The sequence below is a fragment of the Mesorhizobium sp. M1217 genome (assembly GCF_040318275.1).
Taxonomy (GTDB): domain Bacteria; phylum Pseudomonadota; class Alphaproteobacteria; order Rhizobiales; family Rhizobiaceae; genus Mesorhizobium.
In genome coordinates, this window is sequence record NZ_JAMYMA010000038.1 from 1 (window position 1) to 17,419 (window position 17,419).

The 17,419-nt window shown below is 60.0% G+C and carries 15 protein-coding genes and 3 pseudogenes; 17 read left to right on the plus strand and 1 reads right to left on the minus strand.

Annotated features, from left to right (window positions below):
• From NKH37_RS33295 to NKH37_RS33375, 17 genes and pseudogenes are all read left to right on the plus strand, one after another.
• Positions 1-631: pseudogene (locus NKH37_RS33295) on the plus strand (type II toxin-antitoxin system HipA family toxin); the annotation flags it as partial.
• A 482-nt stretch (positions 632-1,113) separates the two neighbouring features.
• Positions 1,114-2,007, plus strand: a complete 894-nt coding sequence (gene nifH / locus NKH37_RS33300) for a nitrogenase iron protein (protein ID WP_352706870.1) — start codon at positions 1,114-1,116, stop codon at positions 2,005-2,007.
• Positions 2,008-2,105: 98 nt separating this feature from the next.
• Positions 2,106-3,608: a nitrogenase molybdenum-iron protein alpha chain gene (gene nifD, locus NKH37_RS33305; RefSeq protein ID WP_353042493.1), complete on the plus strand. Its 1,503-nt coding sequence runs from the start codon at positions 2,106-2,108 to the stop codon at positions 3,606-3,608.
• A gap of 126 nt (positions 3,609-3,734) precedes the next feature.
• Positions 3,735-5,276 (plus strand): nitrogenase molybdenum-iron protein subunit beta, encoded by a 1,542-nt coding sequence (gene nifK, locus NKH37_RS33310; RefSeq protein WP_353042495.1) that lies wholly within the window; start codon positions 3,735-3,737, stop codon positions 5,274-5,276.
• Between the two features lie 56 nt (positions 5,277-5,332).
• A complete protein-coding gene (gene nifE / locus NKH37_RS33315) occupies positions 5,333-6,817 on the plus strand; it encodes a nitrogenase iron-molybdenum cofactor biosynthesis protein NifE (protein WP_353042497.1) in 1,485 nt (494 codons plus the stop codon).
• 15 nt (positions 6,818-6,832) lie between these two features.
• Positions 6,833-8,215 carry a nitrogenase iron-molybdenum cofactor biosynthesis protein NifN gene (gene nifN / locus NKH37_RS33320; RefSeq protein ID WP_353042499.1) on the plus strand — a complete coding sequence of 461 codons (1,383 nt, stop codon included), beginning with the start codon at positions 6,833-6,835 and terminating at the stop codon, positions 8,213-8,215.
• Positions 8,181-8,678 (plus strand): nitrogen fixation protein NifX, encoded by a 498-nt coding sequence (gene nifX / locus NKH37_RS33325; protein WP_031210722.1) that lies wholly within the window; start codon positions 8,181-8,183, stop codon positions 8,676-8,678. Before nifN ends, nifX begins: the two co-directional genes overlap by 35 nt.
• Before the next feature lie 17 nt (positions 8,679-8,695).
• The gene (locus NKH37_RS33330; protein ID WP_352811446.1) at positions 8,696-9,175 is read left to right on the plus strand and encodes a NifX-associated nitrogen fixation protein; all 480 of its coding nucleotides are present in this window, start codon (positions 8,696-8,698) and stop codon (positions 9,173-9,175) included.
• The gene (locus NKH37_RS33335) at positions 9,175-10,008 is read left to right on the plus strand and encodes a response regulator transcription factor (protein WP_352811448.1); all 834 of its coding nucleotides are present in this window, start codon (positions 9,175-9,177) and stop codon (positions 10,006-10,008) included. Before NKH37_RS33330 ends, NKH37_RS33335 begins: the two co-directional genes overlap by 1 nt.
• A gap of 727 nt (positions 10,009-10,735) precedes the next feature.
• Positions 10,736-10,912: a universal stress protein gene (locus tag NKH37_RS33340; protein ID WP_502897206.1), complete on the plus strand. Its 177-nt coding sequence runs from the start codon at positions 10,736-10,738 to the stop codon at positions 10,910-10,912.
• Between the two features lie 476 nt (positions 10,913-11,388).
• Positions 11,389-12,474 (plus strand): annotated as a pseudogene (locus NKH37_RS33345) (IS4 family transposase); the annotation flags it as partial.
• Between the two features lie 567 nt (positions 12,475-13,041).
• Entirely contained in the window at positions 13,042-14,211 is a 1,170-nt protein-coding gene (locus NKH37_RS33350) for a TlpA disulfide reductase family protein (RefSeq protein ID WP_352811452.1), read from the plus strand.
• Between the two features lie 366 nt (positions 14,212-14,577).
• On the plus strand, positions 14,578-14,784 hold the full coding sequence (locus tag NKH37_RS33355) for a DUF269 domain-containing protein (protein WP_352811454.1): 207 nt from the start codon (positions 14,578-14,580) through the stop codon (positions 14,782-14,784).
• Positions 14,759-15,004, plus strand: coding sequence for a DUF269 domain-containing protein (locus NKH37_RS33360; protein ID WP_352811455.1), 246 nt, complete (start codon positions 14,759-14,761; stop codon positions 15,002-15,004). The genes NKH37_RS33355 and NKH37_RS33360 overlap by 26 nt, the downstream gene beginning before the upstream one ends.
• 25 nt (positions 15,005-15,029) lie before the next feature.
• Complete coding sequence (locus NKH37_RS33365) at positions 15,030-15,233, plus strand: CCE_0567 family metalloprotein (protein WP_352811456.1); 204 nt, start codon at positions 15,030-15,032, stop codon at positions 15,231-15,233.
• On the plus strand, positions 15,230-15,547 hold the full coding sequence (gene fdxB / locus NKH37_RS33370) for a ferredoxin III, nif-specific (RefSeq protein ID WP_353042503.1): 318 nt from the start codon (positions 15,230-15,232) through the stop codon (positions 15,545-15,547). The genes NKH37_RS33365 and fdxB overlap by 4 nt, the downstream gene beginning before the upstream one ends.
• Positions 15,548-15,576: 29 nt before the next feature.
• Positions 15,577-15,900, plus strand: coding sequence for an exopolysaccharide production repressor protein (locus NKH37_RS33375; protein WP_352811460.1), 324 nt, complete (start codon positions 15,577-15,579; stop codon positions 15,898-15,900).
• Between the two features lie 42 nt (positions 15,901-15,942).
• On the opposite strand, the pseudogene NKH37_RS34150 reads toward NKH37_RS33375, so the two are convergent.
• Positions 15,943-16,071, minus strand: a pseudogene (locus tag NKH37_RS34150) (asparagine synthase-related protein); the annotation flags it as partial.
• Between the last annotated feature and the right edge of the window lie 1,348 nt (positions 16,072-17,419).

Here is a 17,419-nt window from a genome sequence, read left to right on the forward strand (position 1 = left end):
TGGTCGAGAAGTCCAATTTTGAGGGCATTCCCGAAGAATTCAACACGCTGTCGGAGGGCAAGGTCCTTCTCGTCAAACGCTTCGATCGCGGCGCCGATGGCGAGAGGATACACATCGAGGATTTCGCTCAGGTCTTCGGTGTCTATCCCTCGCGCAAATATAAGGGAGCCGCTTATCACGACATAGCCTTGGCCCTTGGCGCGGCCGTCTCGCCTACGGCTGCTCTCGAATTCGTCCGCCGCCTGGTGCTGACGGTCATCACCGGCAATGGCGACGTGCACCTGAAGAACTGGTCTTTGATTTATCCCGGAAACGGCTTTAAGCCGGTGCTTGCACCAATCTACGACGTTCTGTCGACCGTGCCATATAGTCCCGCCGACGCCATGGCGCTTTCGCTTGGAGGGGAGCGCTCGTTCAAGGCGCTAGCAGCACCGCGATGGAAGGCATTTGCGAACCGCGCAAGGCTTCCGGAGCGGCAGTCCTGAAGGCAGTGGTCGAGACCGTCGAACTCGTCAACGAGCACTGGTGGCATCTGCCTGAGCGCGACGTTGTCGCGGCGAAAGTGCTCGAGCGGATTGACGAACATGTGAAGGCGATGACGCCGATACTGAACTCCTGCGCCGATAAGTGAGCCGAGTCGCCTTGGGTTGGTGAAATGGCGGAATTATCGCCCGTGGCCCCGTATAGATGGCCGTGGATCGATGGTGTGCCAGCGGAGCGCGCAGATTCCGCGCAGTGTCGATGAGGACACGAGACCAAGCACGTCAGCTCGCCGGAACAGAAGGGTTCGCAGCATCCCGCAATTAACGCAAAGGGTCGAGATGCTGTTCGCCCATCTCAACACAACGATGCGGCTCGAATGAATGCGGTGACTGAGGATCGCGATCCGACGCTTTGTGTCGCCATTGTCGGGTCCGCTACATGGCTTGTTCCGACGATCCTTTCTTTGGCTTCAAGCTAAATACCTGAAAAGCAACCATAAAATTATTCTTCGGTTCGACCAGCCAAATTGGCACGAGTCTTGAAATCCTTGGGTGCGAGGCGGCGACAGCTGCCCGACCGGCATTCGTGTCGCGGCAGCCGCGATGAATGGAACGAAGGAAGGAAAGCTACATGTCAGGTTTGCGTCAGATCGCCTTTTACGGCAAGGGCGGCATCGGCAAGTCCACCACCTCCCAAAATACCCTCGCCGCCCTTGTCGACCTCGGGCAGAGAATCCTCATCGTCGGCTGCGACCCCAAAGCCGACTCCACCCGCCTGATCCTGAACGCGAAGGCGCAGGATACGGTCCTGCACCTCGCGGCTCAGGAAGGTTCGGTGGAAGACCTCGAACTCCAGGATGTGCTCAAGGTCGGCTACAAAGGCATCAAATGCGTGGAGTCGGGCGGCCCCGAGCCGGGTGTCGGCTGCGCCGGTCGCGGCGTGATCACCTCGATCAACTTCCTCGAGGAGAACGGCGCCTATGACGATGTCGACTATGTCTCCTACGACGTGCTCGGGGATGTAGTGTGCGGCGGTTTCGCGATGCCGATCCGCGAGAACAAGGCTCAGGAAATCTACATCGTCATGTCCGGCGAGATGATGGCGCTCTATGCCGCCAACAACATTGCCAAGGGTATCCTGAAATACGCTCATTCGGGTGGCGTGCGGCTCGGCGGCCTGATCTGCAACGAGCGCCAAACCGACCGCGAGCTCGACCTCGCCGAAGCGCTGGCTTCCAGGCTCAATTCCAAGCTCATCCACTTCGTGCCGCGCGACAACATCGTCCAGCACGCCGAGCTCAGGAAGATGTCTGTGATCCAGTATGCGCCGGACTCCAAGCAGGCCGGGGAATACAGGGCGCTGGCCGAGAAGATCCATAACAATTCGGGCCAGGGCACCATCCCCACCCCGATCACCATGGAGGAGCTCGAGGACATGCTGCTCGACTTCGGCATCATGAAGACGGACGAGCAGATGCTTGCCGAGCTTCAGGTCAAGGAAGCGGCGAAGGCGGCCGCACGGTAACGACCGCTACTGACTGGTGGCGCGGCCTGACGTGGCGCGCCTTTCAAAGAACGGCGCCTCGTTGGTGAGGCGTCACCCTGAACCTTGAAAGGGGTCTCATGAGCCTGGAATACGAGAATGACGGCGCCCTCCATGCGAAGCTTATCGAGGAGGTGCTGTCGCAATATCCTGACAAGGCGGCGAAGCGCCGCAAAAAGCACCTCAGCGTCGCAAAGAGCGGCGACGAGGCTGGCGAGGAAAGCGAGGTCCTTTCCGAATGCGAGGTCAAATCGAATATCAAGTCCATCCCCGGAGTGATGACGATTCGCGGCTGCGCCTATGCCGGCTCGAAAGGCGTGGTCTGGGGTCCAGTCAAGGATATGGTCCATATCTCGCACGGCCCGGTCGGCTGCGGGCAATATTCCTGGTCGCAACGCCGCAATTACTACGTCGGCACGACCGGCATCGACACGTTCGTCACGATGCAGTTCACCTCCGATTTCCAGGAGAAGGACATTGTTTTCGGCGGCGACAAGAAGCTGGAACGGATCATCGACGAGATCGAGGAACTGTTTCCGCTGAACAAGGGCATGAGCGTGCAATCCGAATGTCCGATCGGCCTGATTGGGGACGACACCGAAGCTGTGTCCCGCAACAAGGCCAAGGAGCACGAAAAGACGATCGTGCCGGTGCGCTGCGAGGGCTTCCGCGGCGTCTCGCAATCACTCGGCCACCACATCGCCAACGATGCGATCCGCGACTGGGTGTTCGAGAAGAAGGACGTCGAGTTCGAGGCCAGCCCGTACGATGTCAATGTGATCGGCGACTACAACATCGGCGGCGACGCCTGGGCTTCGCGCATCCTGCTTGAGGAGATGGGCCTGCGCGTGGTCGGCAACTGGTCGGGCGACGCTACGCTGGCCGAAATAGAGCGCGCGCCGAAGGCCAAGCTCAATCTCATCCATTGCTACAGGTCGATGAACTACATCTGCCGGCACATGGAGGAAAAGTATGGCATCGACTGGATGGAGTATAATTTCTTCGGCCCCTCCCAGACCGAAGCCTCTCTGCGGAAGATAGCCAAGCATTTCGGACCGGAAATCGAGGCCAAGGCCGAGGCGGTCATCGCCAAATACCGGCCGTTGGTGGATGCCGTCATCACCAAGTACCGGCCGCGCCTCGAAGGCAGGACGGTGATGCTCTATGTCGGCGGGCTGCGCCCCCGTCACGTTGTCACGGCATATGAGGACCTGGGCATGGTTATTGTCGGCACTGGCTACGAATTTGGCCACAACGACGATTATCAGCGCACCGGCCACTACGTGAAGAAGGGCACGCTGATCTATGACGACGTGACTGGTTACGAGCTGGAGAAGTTCATCGAGGGGATCCGTCCTGATCTCGTGGGCTCCGGCATCAAAGAAAAGTACCCGGTCCAGAAGATGGGCATACCGTTCCGTCAAATGCATTCCTGGGATTATTCCGGCCCGTATCACGGCTACGACGGCTTCGCCATCTTCGCCCGCGACATGGATCTGGCCATCAACAACCCGGTCTGGGGCCTCTACGACGCTCCCTGGAAGAAAAAAGCCGAGCCGTCGGCGGCGATCGCTGCGGAATGAAACCTGGCCTCCCGGAAGCCGGGAAGGCCGATGAACGCCTGCGGCCCTTTGTCCGCGGGAGACCTGAAACGTTTCGACGTCCCTGTGCCGCCGTATGGCGGGCCAGATGGAAAGAGGTAACCACCCATGCCGCAGTCGGCTGAAAAAGTTCTCGACCACGCGCCCCTGTTCCGCGAGCCGGAATACAGGCAGATGCTCGCCGAGAAGAGGCTGAATTTCGAATGTCCGCACCCGGACGAGGTCGTTACCGACCAACGCGAATTCACCAAGACGTGGGAATACCGCGAAAAGAACCTTGCTCGCGAAGCGCTTGTCGTGAACCCCGCCAAGGCCTGCCAGCCGCTCGGCGCGGTGTTCGCGGCCGCGGGCTTCGAGCGAACCATGTCCTTCGTCCACGGCAGCCAGGGCTGCGTGGCCTATTACCGCTCGCACCTGTCGCGCCATTTCAAGGAGCCTGCTTCGGCGGTTTCCTCCTCGATGACCGAGGACGCGGCAGTGTTCGGCGGCTTGAAGAACCTGGTCGATGGGCTCGCCAACACGTACCAACTCTACGACCCGAAGATGATTGCCGTCTCGACCACTTGTATGGCGGAGGTCATTGGCGATGACCTGCACAGCTTCATCGAGAACGCCAAGGACGAAGGCTCGGTCCCGCGCGACTTCGACGTCCCATTCGCCCATACGCCGGCCTTTGTCGGCAGCCATGTCGACGGCTATGACGTTGCGGTCAAGGGCATTTTGGAGCATTTCTGGAAAGGCGAGGAGCGCACGGAAGCCGAGGGAACCATCAACATCATTCCGGGTTTCGACGGCTTCTGTGTTGGCAACAACCGGGAACTCAAGCGCCTGCTCGATCTGATAGGCGTGTCCTATACTTTCATCCAAGACGCCTCTGACCAGTTCGACACGCCGTCCGACGGCGAATACCGCATGTACGACGGCGGCACGAAGATCGCAGACGTGAGGAAGGCACTCAACGCCGAGGCGACGCTGTCGCTGCAGCATTACAACACCCGAAAAACACTGGAGTATTGCGAGGGGGTGGGGCAGGCGACGTCCTCGTTCCATTACCCGCTCGGCGTCCAGGCAACCGACGACTTCCTCGTGGAGGTCTCCGCGATTTCCGGCAAGCAAATCCCCGAGGCAATCCGCCTGGAGCGCGGCCGACTTGTCGACGCCATGGCGGACAGCCAATCCTGGCTGCACGGTAAGAAATACGCCATTTACGGCGATCCGGACTTTGTCTACGCCATGGCCCGCTTCATCATGGAGACGGGCGGCGAACCGACCCATTGCCTCGCCACCAACGGCACGTCGGCATGGGAAGCGGAGTTGAAGGAACTGCTTGCATCATCGCCCTTCGGCAAGGATGCTAAAGTCTGGGCGGGCAAGGACCTCTGGGCGATGCGCTCGCTGCTCTTCACCGAGCCGGTGGACCTGCTGATCGGCAACTCCTATGGCAAGTATCTGGAGCGCGACACGGGCACGCCGCTGATCCGGCTGACGTTTCCGATCTTCGATCGCCACCATCACCATCGGTTTGCGCTGATGGGCTACCAAGGCGGGTTGCGCGTACTGACGACGATCCTCGACAAGATCTTCGACAAGCTCGATCGCGAGACAAGCGAGACGGGCGTGACGGACTATTCGTATGACCTCACCCGCTAAACGTGACGGTCGGCTTTGGCCGGTCGTCTTCCCGAGGGACTTTGGAGACCGACGCAATGTCCTTGCTCAGAGCCAAAATCCAGGATGTCTTCAACGAGCCTGCCTGCGAAAAGAACCGCGGCAAGGATGCCAGGGCGCGCAAGGAGGGCTGTTCGAAGCCACTGACCCCCGGGGCGGCGGCCGGCGGCTGTGCCTTCGATGGCGCCAAGATCGTGCTGCAGCCGATCACCGACGTCGCGCATTTGATCCATGCGCCGCTCGCCTGCGAGGGTAATTCTTGGGACAACCGCGGTGCGGCTTCGTCCGGGCCAACGCTGTGGCGCACAAGCTTCACGACCGACCTCACCGAACTCGATGTTGTCATGGGGCAGGGCGAACGGAAGCTCTTCAAAGCGATCCGCGAGATCAAGGAAGCGTATGGGCCGCCGGCTATTTTCGTCTATCCGACCTGCGTGACGGCGCTGATCGGCGACGATATCGAGGCCGTCTGCAAGCGCGCGGCGGAAAAGTACGGCCTGCCGGTGGTACCCGTCAATGCGCCGGGCTTCCTCGGCTCCAAGAATCTCGGCAACAAGCTTGCCGGCGAGGCGTTGCTCGAGCATGTCATCGGCACGGTGGAGCCCGACGATGCCGGCCCTTACGACATCAATATCCTTGGCGAATTCAACCTCTCGGGAGAATTCTGGCTGGTGAAGCCGCTCCTTGATAGGCTCGGCATCCGGGTGCGCGCCTGCATTCCGGGCGACGCACGTTACCTCGACATTGCCGGCGCGCACCGCGCCCGGGCGGCTATGATGGTGTGCTCGACCGCGCTCATCAATCTGGCCCGCAAGATGGAGCAGCGCTGGGGCATCCCGTTTTTCGAGGGCTCCTTCTACGGCATCAGCGCCACCTCTGAAGCGCTCCGACAAATATCTCAGCTGCTCGTGAAGAAGGGTGCCAATCCGGAGATCCTCGGCCGCACCGAGGTATTGATTGCAGAGGAAGAGGCGATCGCTTGGAAGAAGCTAGCCGCCTCCCGGCTGAGGCTCGAAGGCAAGCGCGTGCTGCTTAACACCGGCGGCGTGAAGTCCTGGTCGGTCGTCCATGCGCTGATGGAGATCGGGATCGAGATCGTCGGTACCTCTGTCAAGAAGTCGACCTTCGAAGACAAGGAGCGCATCAACCAGATCCTCAAGGAAGACAACCATATATTCGAGCAGATGGCGGCGCGCGAGCTTTACGCCATGCTCTCCGAACACAAGGCCGATATCCTGCTCTCAGGCGGGCGCACGCAATTCATCGCTCTGAAGGCCAAGACACCCTGGCTCGATATCAACCAGGAGCGCCAACATCCTTACGCCGGCTATGACGGCATGGTGGAACTCGTACGCCAGATCGACCTCGCCATTCATAACCCGATCTGGCGCCAGGTGCGGGAACCGGCACCATGGGATTGCCAGCCTGCGGTGAGGGAGGAACTGCCGAGCACGAAAAGCGAGACCGCGAGCTTGCATGTTGTCCAGGAATTCGCCGGCACGACAGCCGACGATTTCGGCTAGTGTTGAGGAAAGCCGATGGTCCGCATCCTTCCCCAGACCAAAGCGGCGGCGGTCAATCCGCTGAAGTCATCGCAGCCGCTGGGTGCCGCCTTGGCCTTTCTTGGCGTCGACGGCGCGATGCCGTTGTTCCACGGCAGCCAGGGGTGCACCAGCTTTGCGCTCGTGCTGTTCGTGCGGCATTTCAAGGAAGCCATTCCCTTGCAGACAACCGCGATGGACGAGGTGGCAACGATCCTCGGCGGGGCAGACCATCTGGAAGAGGCGATCCTCAACCTCAAGGCCCGCACAAAGCCAACGCTGATCGGGGTTTGCACGACCGCGCTGGTGGAAACCCAGGGCGAAGACTGCGCAGGAGATATCGCCAATATCAGGCTGAAGCGCACCAAAGAACTCGCGGGTACCGAGGTGGTGCTAGCCAACACACCGGATTTCGACGGCGCGATCGAAGAGGGCTGGGCCAAGGCTGTCACCGCGATGATCGAAAGGATTACGCGTCCCGGCGAGCAGGCGCGGCAGTCGAAGAAGATCGTGATCCTGCCTGGCTGGAACCTCACTGTGGCTGACATCGAGCATTTGCGTGAGATGGTTGAGAGCTTTGGACTGAAGCCGGTGATTTTACCGGACGTCTCCGGCTCGCTCGACGGTACGGTGCCCGACCGTTGGGTCACGACCGCCTATGGCGGCACCAGCGTCGAGGATATCCGCGAGCTTGGCACGGCCGAGCAATGCATTGTCATCGGTGAGCATATGCGCCGCCCGGCCGAGCTGCTGCACAGGTTAACCGGCGTACCTTGCGTGCTGTTCCGCTCGCTGACTGGATTGAAGGACGCAGACCGGTTCGCCTCACACCTGTCCGCCGTTTCGGGCGCGGCGGCGCCGGCTGGGGTACGCCGTCGCCGGGCGCAGTTGCAGGACGCGTTGCTCGACGGACATTTCCACTTTGGAGGTAAGAAAATTGCGATCGCTGCTGAACCAGACCAACTCTACCAACTCGCGAGCTTCTTCATCGGCATGGGCTCCGAAATCGCGGCGGCGGTCACAACGGCCGCTATGTCGAAAATTCTGGAGGAAGTACCGGCACAGTCGGTTCAAATCGGCGACCTCGGCGATCTGGAAGCTCTTGGCGCCGGCGCTGATCTTCTCGTCACCCATTCTCACGGTCGCCAGGCAGCGCAACGCCTCGGCATTCCGCTCATGCGGGTCGGCTTCCCGATCTTCGACCGGCTCGGGGCCCAGCACAAGCTCACAATCCTCTACCAGGGGACCCGCGACCTGATCTTCGAGGTCGCAAACATTTTCGAAGCCAACGGGCACGCGCCGACGCCTGAGGCGCTTGATCCACTCCGTAAGCGAGAAATGCCAGATGAGCTCCGTCCGTCGCCTCTCGCTCGTCACTGACGAGGTTCACGCACCGACGCCGGAACGCCAAGCGGGCGCATTGCGCGTGGCGATCGCCACGCAGGACATGAAGAACCTCAACGCCCATTTCGGGTCGGCCAGGCGCTTTGCTGTCTACGACGTGATGCGCGAGGAGTGGAATCTCGTGGAAGCCGTGGCCTTCGATGACGTTTCCGACGAGAGCGGGAAGCACCGAACTGAGGGCGATGACCGCATCACCCCGAAGGTGGAAGCGCTAAAGGGCTGTCATCTCCTGTTTTGTCTGGCGATCGGTGGACCTTCGGCAGCCAAACTTGTTTCCGCAAAGATCCATCCGATCAAAGTGCCGCAGCCCCAGACCATTCAAGAGGTGCTGTTGCGCACGCAGATGATGCTCAGGACGTGTCCTCCCCCTTGGCTGCGCAAGGTGCTGGCGCAGGCAGGTGTCGCTGAACAGAAACCCTCCTTCGAGGACGAAAGCTGAAATGAGGAGTGGGCGAAATGTTTGAAGGCGCTGTTAGCCCTGCCGCCACCGAGGACGAGGCGGCTCTTGCCACCCCGTTCGTCAAATGCCTCGTGCGGCTGATCCGTGCCAATGATTCCCACGGGTCATGGGAAGGCAAATCGGACGCCGAGCTGCTGGGCGACTTCATCATCACCAGGGAACAGCGCCGTGCAATTCCAATCATCGGCGATCCCGATCCGGACGTGCTGTGGAGGCTCGATAAGTTCTACACCGCCGTCGGGCTTGCGATTGAGGAACGCTCCGGCCTGATGGCATCGCCGATGATTGAGATAAGCCATGAGGGCTTCGGGCGCGTGCTCTTCACGGCCGGGCGGTTGGTCGTTCTGTCGAAAACCCTGCGCGACGTCCATCGGTTCGGCTTCGAGACGTTCTGGAAACTCGCCGCAGCCGGTACCCAACTGGCCGGGGATGCCACCGCAGCCATTGAGGCTTATCCCGAGGTGGCGCGGGCGTGATGGAACCGATTTTCGATCAAGGGGATCATGTCAGGCTCGAGGACATGCGATCGCCAGCCCTCTCAATCGAGGCGGTCGAGGCCGATGTGGTTCTTGGGGTAGCGCTGATGAAGCCACTGGTCCTGATCTGTTCGCAAGGTGCGGAGTTGTATCTGTACTACAGCCACATTCTGGGGGTGGATGGCTTCAGGATTGAACTGGCCAGAAGCGTGGAGGAAGCGCTGGCATTAGCCAGTGTACGGGAGCCGCAGGCCGTGGTGCTGGACTGCCAGCCGGCAAGCTCGACAGGGTCCACCATCTGTGCCCAGCTCAAGGCGGAGTTCCGGAACAGAGGCCTGCTGGTTATTGCGCTGATCGCGCCCGGCGCCGAAAACCAGCACCTCGATCTTTTGAAGGCAGGTATTGACGAGAGCTTTGTGCGGCCCTTCGCGCCGGCGATGCTGCTCGACTGTCTACGCACGAAGCTGGCGCTGCCAAAGCCGGGTTCAAACGGGATCGAAAACGGCAGCTGGCTCCGCTGTGGCAGGCTAGAGATGAACGTCGATGCCCGCCGAGTCCATGGTAACGGCCACGACATCCACCTTGGACCGATCCAGTTCAAGCTGCTGCGGCATTTGCTCGAGACTCCCGGCATGGTGTTCAGCCGAGTCGAGTTAAAGAACGCAGCTTGGGGGGAAAAGATTCATGTCGGTGAACGCACCGTCGATGTCCATATCAGCCGGATCAGAAAGGAGCTGGAGAGGACGTCGGCCGGGAGCGTCATTCGAACCATCAGGTCCGACGGCTACTCGCTGGAGGAGGCGGACGTTGAGCCTGAAGCTGACGGCGAATAGGCAGGTGCGGTGCCACTCGACATACTTAGAAAGAAGCAGTCAGATGGCCTTCAAAAGCGTACTCAGTGTGACGGAGTTGACAGATCAGGATGTCAGGACAGCTGCCAGCTTGTGTGCCGGAGTCGGCGCGTATCTTTCCGTACTGGTGATGTCGCCTCCGCCGCTCGTCGCCTCGGCCGCTAGGCGGTGGCATCCCCGAGTGGCCTGGACAACGCGCACGCGCCATTGCCGCACTGGAACAACGGTACACGCAAAGAGATTTTCACAGGACACGGCCAGTTGGGAAAAAACATCCAGGGAAATTCACAAACTGCTGAAAGCCACTCGGCGGTGCTATGATGTCGATATTGCGAACTGCGAAGCGTCGGTGACGCGGTGCGACAGCGGGCGCTCTGCAACGATCTGACCATCGTCGGCCGCACTTCTCAACGACATTAACGTCGGTCCTCTTGTTATCAACGGCAGTCCTGTTCGACACCGGGAAGCCGGTGCTTGTCGTGGGGCGCTGAGGCGACTCTGTCTCCACGGCGCGTGCTGGTCGGCTGGGATTCGCGAGTCGAGCCGTCCCGTTCGATTCGGGAAGCGCTGCATCTGCTAGCCGGTGCTGAGGAAGTTCGTGTCGCCCTAGTGGATCCCGGAGGCGACCTGCACCGGAAACGGCGCCGAGCCGGGAGCCGATATCGCTGCCTATCTCACTAGGCACGGTGCTCGGGTCTCGGTTGACCTGCTGGCGAGCGCCGGAAAATCGGCAGCCACGGTGCTCGCGCAGCACGCAATCGACACGTCTGCAGAAATGATAGTCATGGGTGCTTACGGCAACCGTAGGCTACGTGAGCGACTCTTCGGCGGCGTGACGCGATGGATCGTTGGGAAGCCGCCATTGCCGCTGTTTTTGGCCCGCTGACGGGTTCTGAAGTAGCACCGATGCTGTTCCAAGCTCTACTCCCCTGGTCACCTACCCTGATGCGAAGTCGGAGAAAGGTCGCCGCCAAACGAGCAGGTTTCGCGAAGCTCATGAGCAACTTGCAAGCGTCGTCGCGAAGAACATTCCCCCGACGCCTCTAACGCGCTCGGTGTCTGCTCGCCGAGACAACCCGTAACGCGCAGACAAACGGCCGGGCAGAAGGACAGGCGTCCTCAATGCGCTCAAAACACCAATACTCGAGCCGGCGTCAGGTCGAGAAAGAGAGTCGTTTCAGCGCGGCAGGCCGCGTTCGGACCGTAGCCTCATCGTATTAGCGATATCACGATTTCCCTCACCACTGGCAGGGCTGTCCGGGGAAAGTTTTGAGTGAATCGAAATGCCGCATGTGCATGCCCCGTAAAACGGGGTTTGTCCGTCTTCTCTCTGGTTGTCGAGACTCAGAAAAGGAACGGGGCATGCGCTTTGCACCTAGCATCTTCGGGCAGCTTCTTGAAGCCATGGATCGCCGTCAATTCCAAGCCATTGTGGATCGTCACGACGGCGATGCCTACGACAAATCGTTCAGGAGTTGGGATCATCTGGTGGTGTTGATCTATGCCCAGTTCTGCGGCAGCGACAGCCTGCGTGGCCTGGAAGCCGGTTGGAACGCCAACAGCCAGCATCATTACCACCTGGGCAGCGGTCCGCTGATGCGTTCGACCTTGTCGGATGCCAACAGACGGCGCCCGGTCGCCATTTTTGCCGAGGCCTTCAGCCTGGTGGCGGGCCTGCTCAACCGGCAGACGCGACAAGAGGGTAAAGAAATGCTGCGGCTGATCGATTCGACCCCCATTCCGCTCGGCAAGCTGTGCGAGTGGGCCAAGTCGAACGGACGCATCCGGGGCATGAAAGTCCATGTCGTCTATGACCCGAAGGCCGACCATCCGCGCGTCCTCGACATCAACGACGCCAACGTCAACGACGCCCAGATCGGTCGCCGGATCACCATCGAGCCCGCAGCGACCTACGTGTTCGACAAGGGCTATTGCCACTATGGCTGGTGGACGGCGATCGCCGAGGCCGGGTCGGTCTTCGTGACGCGGCCCAAGACCAACATGGGGCTGGCGCAGGTGTGCAACCGCCCCGTGGCCGAGCCGCAGGGCGACGGCTTCCTGGTCCTGGAAGACAGTGAGGTGAACCTGGTCAGCAAGGGCGCTTGCAAGCTGCCGATACGCCTGCGGCGCCTGCGCATCCAGCGCCAGGAAGGCGACACCATCATGCTTTTGACCAACAACATGGAGCGCTCCGCAGTCGAGATCGGGCAGCTCTACAAAGGCCGCTGGCAAATCGAGCTTCTGTTCCGCTGGATCAAGCAGCACCTCAAGATCCGCAAGTTCCTGGGCAACAACGGCAATGCAATCCCCCTGCAGCTCTTCGCGGCAATGATCGCCTATGCACTGCTGCGCATCGTCGCGCGCACCCGAGGTGTCGTCATTCCAATCCTGAGGTTCACAGAGCTGGTCGCCCAATACTTGTTCGGGCGGCGAAAAATACACGCCATCGAACCGGCGTCGTCGTGAAGAACTCCTGCGTCGCCACCAGGAATTCAAGCGCACAGCGGAAGAGGTAGGGCAGAGGCGATGCTCGGATGGAGCGGCGCCTGCAATCGCAATGGCGTTGCGCTACCACCTGAGCGACCGGAACGGCAAGAAGGTCACGCAAGGCGCTTGAGGCGGACGATGATGACGAGGCTGGCGGTAGCCAACGCGGTGTCCATCTGTTCGTCGCTATGTGTCGAGACGTCCCTGGCCACGCTTCTGTGCCGACGGGAAGCGGGTGATGCGTGTCCAAGACCTGACAGTGGCGGAAAATATGTCGCGTCCAATACAACCGGCGATCTTGGCGCCACAGAAATTTTTCAAAGCATAATCAAGCTTTTACCGCACGCTGAGCGCGTTGGCACGGCCTTTGCGAATTGAGATTCAGCAACACTGAGTGAAGGCTGACTGCACGCAGATGCGCAAGACGAGCGACGCTCTCCCTCCCTTGAATCCTCCTCCCCGTCTCAAAGGGGGAACAAGCTTGCGCATGAGGTCACGCAACCTTTGGCTACGGCTTTGGAGGGCAAGATGATGTTGCGGATGGGGTCACCGGCTCCTTCGATCAAAGTGGAGGACTGGCTGCGTGGCGAGCCCCTTGCGGACTTCCAGCCCGGCAAAGTCTATATCGTCGAATTTTGGGCAACTTGGTGCGAACTATGTGCGGCGGAGATGCTCGAGCTGATGCAGCTACAGGAGAAATACAAGGACAGCGGACTTGAGGTCGTCGGGATCGCGGCTGATGAAGACGCTCCAACGGCCGTCGAGGCCCGGACCAAGTTGGACGCGTGGTTGGCCGAAAAGTGCCCGGATCTGAATCATCGGATTGCGTTCGACGTCACAGGCGAAATGAAAAAGCTTTGGAGGGAACCCAGCTTTTGCGTCGGGATTCCGACCTCGTTCGTAGTCGACCGAGACGGCTGCATCGCCTTTATCGGTCATCCGAGCCAACTCGGTGAGGTTTTGCCGAAAGTGTTCAACGGCAGCTGGCCTACCAGCAACAAAGCGAAAGCCGCCGATCAGCAGCGGATCGCCACAAGCGAACCCCTGGCGCGCGAACAAGCGCTGAAGAAGCCGATGGATGACAGGTTCTGGGCGGCGGTGAAGCTGGAAGATTGGAAGACGGCGCTCTGGGCGATCGAAGAGGGCATCGCCTTGATGCCGGACGACCTCAATTTCCGCCTGGCCCATGCACATCTGTTGCTTCACAAAATACAAGACATGTGGACCGGCTTGCCCGTGATGCGCCAGTTGGTTCGCGACGCGATCGACAAAAATTCCGAGGATTGGATGGTTTCGGCGCTAGACCAACTTTTCCATCCGGCCAATAACCATTCGCGCCTTCCCCCTGCTGAGCGCTTCGCGATGGGCAAGGAGCTGTCCGAACACATCCTGGCGCTGAATCCCCCGCAAGGCGACAGTCCTAAGTTCCGGTCCTATCCCGCGGTCGCCCGGTACTATCACGAGAACGGCAACAATGATCGCGCGATCGAGTTGGTCGAACTGGCACTGACGTCGCGGGACGGTCCGGAGCCTATCCCAGCCGAATTGAAAGAGCAGCATCTGCGGGATTTGTTGCAGGCCCTCGCCAAGTACAGGGGTGCGCAGGCTTGTTGCGGCGCTCTCTTTGCCGCTGCGCAAAACAGTTTCCCGAAGGTGCCAAAGCGCGGTCGGCCAAGGAAGAAAGATAAAAAAGGGTGATTGGTCGAAATGGCTTACTGGCCAATTCGTCCATTCCCCTGGCGTGACCGCAGCAAGGAGGGTCCATGCAGCACTTGGTCGATCGTTTGCAGCAGGATCGAGGCTCGAATTTTCATGGCCTCCCGCATTGCGGCGGAAGCGATGTTCGATGCGATTTCGCAGTCGAGGACATGTTCAAGGTCCGCCCGAGAGACATCAATTGCGTGGAATCAGCGGCGCCGAGCCATGCGTCGGCTGCGCAAGTGTGCCCGAAGTAGGCGTGCCAGAAAACAGACATCGTGCTTCGAGGAAGAGGACTGAAATGAGGAGAAGGCGAAATGTCTGATGCCGCGGTCAGCCCGGCTGTCAACGAGGACGAGGCGGCCCTTGCCATGGCTTGTGTCAGATGCCTCGTGCGGCTGGCTGATCCGTGCTCAGGATGCCTCCGGGTCACGGGAAGGCAAATCGGACGCCGAACTGCTGGGCGACTTCATCATCACCAGAAAACAGCGCCGTGCGATCGCCATCATCGGCGATCCCGATCCGGACGTGCTGTGGGAGGCTCGATATGTTTTACACGGCCGTCGGGCTTAGGATCGAGGAGCGCTCCGGCCTGATGACATCGCCAACAATGGAGATGAAACCCATGAGGGCTTCGGGCGCGTGCTTTTCACGGTCGGGCAGTTCGTCTTTCTGTCCAGATGTCCATCGGTTCGGCTTCGAGACGTTCCGGCAACTCGGGGAGGCCGGTACGAAACTGGTCGACGATGCGACCTCAGCTACTGAAGCCTATCGCGACGTGGCACGGGCGTGAAGACACCGATTTCAAGGAAGGATCTATGTCAAAGCTGGATGAGATGGGAACGAAAGTCCGAAAGCTTCAGCTGCGCGCGGCAATTGCCAAGATGAAATTGCGCGACCTTGCAGAGGATCTCCCGGGAAAATGGACGGACATAGAAGAAGTAGCCGAGGAAGCGTCGGCGGTTTTTGCCGAGTTGGATGGTGCCAAGAGAGAGTTCGCTGCAATGAAGAAGTTACGATGAGGAGCACATTCACTACCCGCGACGGCTCCGGATGGATGCCGGAATATCTCACCGCTATAGACGGCGCCACCTGCATCGGCTGCGGCCGCTGTTTCAAAGTCTGCTCGCGCGAGGTCATGCATCTTTACGGCGTCGATGACGCGGGTGAAATCCTCGGTATTTGCGACGGCGAAGACGAGGACTTCGACGGCGAGCTCAATCGCATGATCATGGTCGTCGACCATGCCGGCCGCTGCATTGGCTGCGGAGCCTGCGTCCGCGTCTGCCCGAAAAACTGCCAGACCCATGTTGCGGCCGACCAGGTCGCAGCATGATCTGAGGAGACAAAACCAGGAGAACGGCGTTGCCCTTTAGAATGTTTTGTCGCGTCCTGGGGCTGGTCCTGTGCAGCACCGCACTGACTGTCTACTTCGCTTCTCATTCCATCGGCAAAGTAGTCGTCACGACGCTGGCTTGTTCGCTGCTCCTTCAACTGGCGTATTTCGGTAGCGTGCTCTTTCTGATCTGGCGGTCGGGTTTCGCTCGCGAAGCTGGGCAAAGGGCTGAGCATTTCGGCAGTTGCAAGGAAGTTGGATCCGAACCCCCAGACCTTGATGAGGTGACGAATGAATCCGCAGATTTGCTCCAGCGCGATCAAATGCGGGCCATATCGCTGCTGCTGCCTTGAGGCGCCCCGCCCGTCGAAAGTCTTGTGGGTGCCGAACACGTACTCAACAAGGCGGTGGTTGCAGAAAGGGACCCGCACCTCGAGACCCAAAGCCATGCTCATCCGGTCCTTGCGGTCGAGCAGCGTCGCAGGTGACGCGTGAGAAAGAGATAGCAGACCTCTCGTGCGGATCGGCCGAGGCCGGCCCGGTCAGGGCGGGTACTTCCGCAAGTGCCCTGCGGTTCTGCTCGTCGAGGTAGCCGCCCCGAGTGATGTTTAAGAAGGCATGCGGATTACATCCAGTGTGTGCTCCGGCGGCATCAGATTCAGGAGGATTTCGCCTCCATCTTCCGCATGATGGGGAGAGGGGGGAGAGACCTCCTTGTTGGCGTCGCCTTCCGATTGCGGCGTCTTTTCATGTCCGTTACTCGTCGTCAAATCGATTGTTTCGATGCAATGCATCTGCAGGGTGGATGAACTCTTGTCGATTAGATGAAGAGTTCAGAGCGTTTGAACGCAGATCAGCTCATCGAAATCCGCGCCTCGAGGAGATGGCAGAGCCGTTATTCGCGCCGCAGTCCGTAAACCATTGGTTGCTGGCAAGAGAAATTTCCGGTGCGGAGCTGCTCCGTAGCCTGCCGGCAAAGGACAACGAGGTGCCAATCGGCGGCGGGCGCAAGGTTTCCCCTCAATGTTGGATACCCCAGGAACACAAATCTGCTAACGCCGCATTGCTTTAATGTAATTTCCTTTCTGGCACGTTCGATGCGGAGACTTTCCGTACGTATCACCGGGTGTCATCCTATGAGCAGGCTCACCGAAAATGCTGTCGCCGCATTTAAGACCGCGCTCTCGCTGGCCGCCAAGCCCGGCCGAAGGTCGGCGCATCATGGTCGAGGCGGGCGGCTGCGCCGGAATAGGATACGGAATCGATTGGAAAGCATCTCGCTGACGGCGACGCGGTCATCGAACCGGGCGGAACTATATGGGTCGATCCGCCAACGAAGCATGTCCGGCATGACTGTTGATCGCGTCACTGGCTGGGATACTCGGGCTTCACACCCGACACACGAACGCGAGCACAACTCTCGCACATCCGGCCAGGACCACGGCTCGAGAATAGCCCCGCAAACCCAATGGCTATGGGCTATAATGGCCGCGAACATGTCGCCTACTTGGGAAAGACCTATAGGAGCAAGACAAGTGGAGCTCGCTTGCATTGGGGTCGGTTCTGGACCTGTCTAATTTGAGCTTTGCGTGTCAGATACACGAGCAAATTGGGCAAAGGGCACTGTTCCTGGATCGGCAGGTCGACTTTGTATCCAGGCATCGCATTCGATTCCTCGGAACTCCAGGTCAGCCACTTCAAGGATCTGGGCGCCCTGACTGGCGCCCCTCGTCGCCCGCCTGGCGGCCCAGAGCCGGATCATTCTGGCTGGGGCCGCCAACGGGTCGGGCTACCGTTTCTCTCCACAAATTGCACGGAAGGCTGTTGCGTTGGCAGTCGAAGATCCCACTGCTTCAACAGGGTAGGTTCGTC

Bases quoted from the DNA above. Each gene is read 5' to 3' on its own strand.
- nifH (WP_352706870.1), top strand. From the start codon at position 1,114: ATGTCAGGTTTGCGTCAGATCGCCTTTTACGGCAAGGGCGGCATCGGC.
- nifD (WP_353042493.1), top strand. From the start codon at position 2,106: ATGAGCCTGGAATACGAGAATGACGGCGCCCTCCATGCGAAGCTTATC.
- nifK (WP_353042495.1), top strand. From the start codon at position 3,735: ATGCCGCAGTCGGCTGAAAAAGTTCTCGACCACGCGCCCCTGTTCCGC.
- nifE (WP_353042497.1), top strand. From the start codon at position 5,333: ATGTCCTTGCTCAGAGCCAAAATCCAGGATGTCTTCAACGAGCCTGCC.
- nifN (WP_353042499.1), top strand. From the start codon at position 6,833: ATGGTCCGCATCCTTCCCCAGACCAAAGCGGCGGCGGTCAATCCGCTG.
- nifX (WP_031210722.1), top strand. From the start codon at position 8,181: ATGAGCTCCGTCCGTCGCCTCTCGCTCGTCACTGACGAGGTTCACGCA.
- NKH37_RS33330 (WP_352811446.1), top strand. From the start codon at position 8,696: ATGTTTGAAGGCGCTGTTAGCCCTGCCGCCACCGAGGACGAGGCGGCT.
- NKH37_RS33335 (WP_352811448.1), top strand. From the start codon at position 9,175: ATGGAACCGATTTTCGATCAAGGGGATCATGTCAGGCTCGAGGACATG.
- NKH37_RS33350 (WP_352811452.1), top strand. From the start codon at position 13,042: ATGATGTTGCGGATGGGGTCACCGGCTCCTTCGATCAAAGTGGAGGAC.
- NKH37_RS33360 (WP_352811455.1), top strand. From the start codon at position 14,759: ATGTTTTACACGGCCGTCGGGCTTAGGATCGAGGAGCGCTCCGGCCTG.
- NKH37_RS33365 (WP_352811456.1), top strand. From the start codon at position 15,030: ATGTCAAAGCTGGATGAGATGGGAACGAAAGTCCGAAAGCTTCAGCTG.
- fdxB (WP_353042503.1), top strand. From the start codon at position 15,230: ATGAGGAGCACATTCACTACCCGCGACGGCTCCGGATGGATGCCGGAA.